Origin of the sequence: Streptomyces sp. WG5, from assembly GCF_049974565.1 — a bacterium.
GTDB lineage: Bacteria > Actinomycetota > Actinomycetes > Streptomycetales > Streptomycetaceae > Streptomyces.
In genome coordinates this window covers 1-2,091 of the sequence record NZ_JBNGGC010000109.1, presented here as the reverse complement: position 1 = coordinate 2,091, position 2,091 = coordinate 1, and the positions used below count along the sequence as shown (strand labels likewise).

Annotated in this window: 3 protein-coding genes; 1 reads left to right on the top strand and 2 read right to left on the bottom strand. The window is 70.5% G+C overall.

Translation table 11 applies throughout. The annotated features are described in order from the left end of the window. Positions 1 to 964 (top strand): IS701 family transposase (locus ACP4IX_RS36070; protein WP_426558856.1); only part of this gene is annotated, 964 nt, incomplete at its 5' end. A gap of 24 nt (positions 965 to 988) precedes the next feature. Here ACP4IX_RS36070 and ACP4IX_RS36065 read toward each other — a convergent pair. Together ACP4IX_RS36065 and ACP4IX_RS36060 are read right to left on the bottom strand one after the other, a co-directional pair. Then, positions 989 to 1,393, bottom strand: a complete 405-nt coding sequence (locus tag ACP4IX_RS36065) for a DUF6069 family protein (protein WP_426558854.1) — start codon at positions 1,391 to 1,393, stop codon at positions 989 to 991. Then, complete coding sequence (locus ACP4IX_RS36060) at positions 1,390 to 2,001, bottom strand: TetR/AcrR family transcriptional regulator (protein WP_426558858.1); 612 nt, start codon at positions 1,999 to 2,001, stop codon at positions 1,390 to 1,392. Before ACP4IX_RS36060 ends, ACP4IX_RS36065 begins: the two co-directional genes overlap by 4 nt. Positions 2,002 to 2,091 lie beyond the last annotated feature (90 nt).

Genomic DNA, 2,091 nt, shown 5'->3' with positions numbered 1-2,091 from the left:
ACGACCGAAGTCCCGCTACACTCCAGCCGCCCAGCGAAACCCGCAGGTCAGACAGCAAAGTCCTGCTGGAGTACTAGTCCATGCCACGCCGCGCGGACACGCCGCCGTTGACCGTGAGTTGTACCTGCCCAGGATATGGACCGACGATCCCGAGCGGTGCCGCGAGGCGGGCCTGGACCCCGACGAGGTGCGCTTCGCCACCAAGACGCAGCTGGCCGCCGCGATGCTCGAGCGGTTTTGGGCCAGCGGCCACACGGCTGGCTGGGTCACCGGCGACGAGGTCTACGGCGGCAACCCGGCCCTGCTGTCGATGATCGCCACGCACAAGACCGGATACGTCATGGCCGTCTCCTGCCGCACCGAAGTACGCACCCCAGCCGGGAAGTTCCGCGTCGACGCGCTGATGCGCAAGGTGCCCCGACGCGGCTGGCAGCAACTGTCCGCGGGCCCTGGCGCGAAAGGGCCGCGCCTTTACGACTGGGCCGCCGTCGACCTGGCCCCCGCTCACACGGCGGGTACCTGCCAGCTGCTCATCCGCCGCAACCGCACCACCGGCGAGGTGGCCTACTACCGCTGCTTCAGCCCACGGCCGGTGCCGCTGTCCGTCCTGGTTCGCGTCGCCGGAACCCGCTGGAGGATCGAGGAGACCTTCCAGGCCGGCAAGGGCCTCGCCGGCCTGGACGAACACCAGCTCCGCCGCTACACCCCCTGGCTGCGCTGGGTGACCCTCGCGATGCTCGCCCACGCCTTCCTGGCCGTCATCCGCGCCAGCGAGCACCGCGACCACCCCGCCCCCGACGGGCTCATCGCCCTGACCTGTAACGAAATCCAGCGACTGTTCGCCCTGCCCGCCGCGTCACCGAACGACCCACGCCACCATCGCCTGCGCTGGTCCCTATGGCGCCGCCGACACCAGGCCCGCGCCCGCGACTGCCACTACCGCCGACGCGAGGCCCCAGCATGAAGATCCACAGCTTGGGCTGGAGTACTAGCGGAACCGGCTCTCGCCCCGGGCGAGCCTGCCGCCCAGCCCCGGCATCAGCACGGCCGCCACTACCAGGTGCATCAGAGCAAGGGAGACCCGGGTGCCGCCGTCCATGCCGTCGCCGATGAACGGCAGGAAGGACACGACCAGTACGGCGCCGGCCACCCCGGTCCAGATGGCGCGGGCGCGCCGTACCCCGAACCGCTCCAGGGCGGCCAGCAGTCCCCAGCCGGAAAGCGACGCAAGCAGTGCGACGACCGCCACGGGCACGGCGCCGATGTCGAGCCTCTGCTCGCCGTCGGCGATCCGCAGCCGGTGCCCCAGCAGTGGGTCCGCGACCAGCCACACCAGGACGGGAGCCAGGACGGCCAGTGCCGTAAGCCCCAGGCGCCTGCTCCGCGCGCTCACTTGGCGACCCCCGAGGCCGCCCCGTACAGGAAGACCTCCACCAGCTCCTGCGGGGTCAGCTCGGGCTCGTCCTGCGTACGCGGATGCGTGAAGAGCAGCCCGAGGAAGAGGGCCGCGATCTGCTCCGGCGGCCGGCGCAGGGCGGCCTTATCGGGCTCCAGCAGTTCCGCGAGGGCCGCGCGGATCCGAATCGTCGACTCTTCGCGGCCCGCGCCGCGCACCGTACCGGGGTGCTTGCCGCCGCCGTGCCCCAGCGAGCCGATGATCGCACCGAGCCGGTCCATGTGCGCCTGCAGCGCCTCGGCCGCCTCCGCGAGCCGGTCGGGCAACGGCTGGGATACGTCGATCGCGCCAAGCTCGCGGATCGCGTGCTCGGGGGAGAGCGCCTCCGCAATGCAGGCTTGCAGCAACTCGTCCTTGTCGGCGAAGACCCGGAAGATCGTGCCCTCGCCGATGCCCGCGGCGCGGGCGATCTTCGCCGTCGTCACGGCCGAGCCGTACTCGGTGATCAGCGGGATCGCGGTCTGAATGATCATTTCGCGGCGCCGTTCTGGCGACATGCCGGGTGCGCGGCGGCGGGTGGTCTGGTTCTCCTTGAGTGCTGTCATGAGCGCGAGAGTAGGGACTGTAAAACGATCGGTGTAACTCCTGATCAAGGAAGATGCATCGATGACCAGCGACAACGTGACCGAGGCCGA

Excerpts from the sequence above, each read along its gene's own strand:
- ACP4IX_RS36060 (WP_426558858.1), bottom strand. The coding sequence starts at position 2,001 with ATGACAGCACTCAAGGAGAACCAGACCACCCGCCGCCGCGCACCCGGC.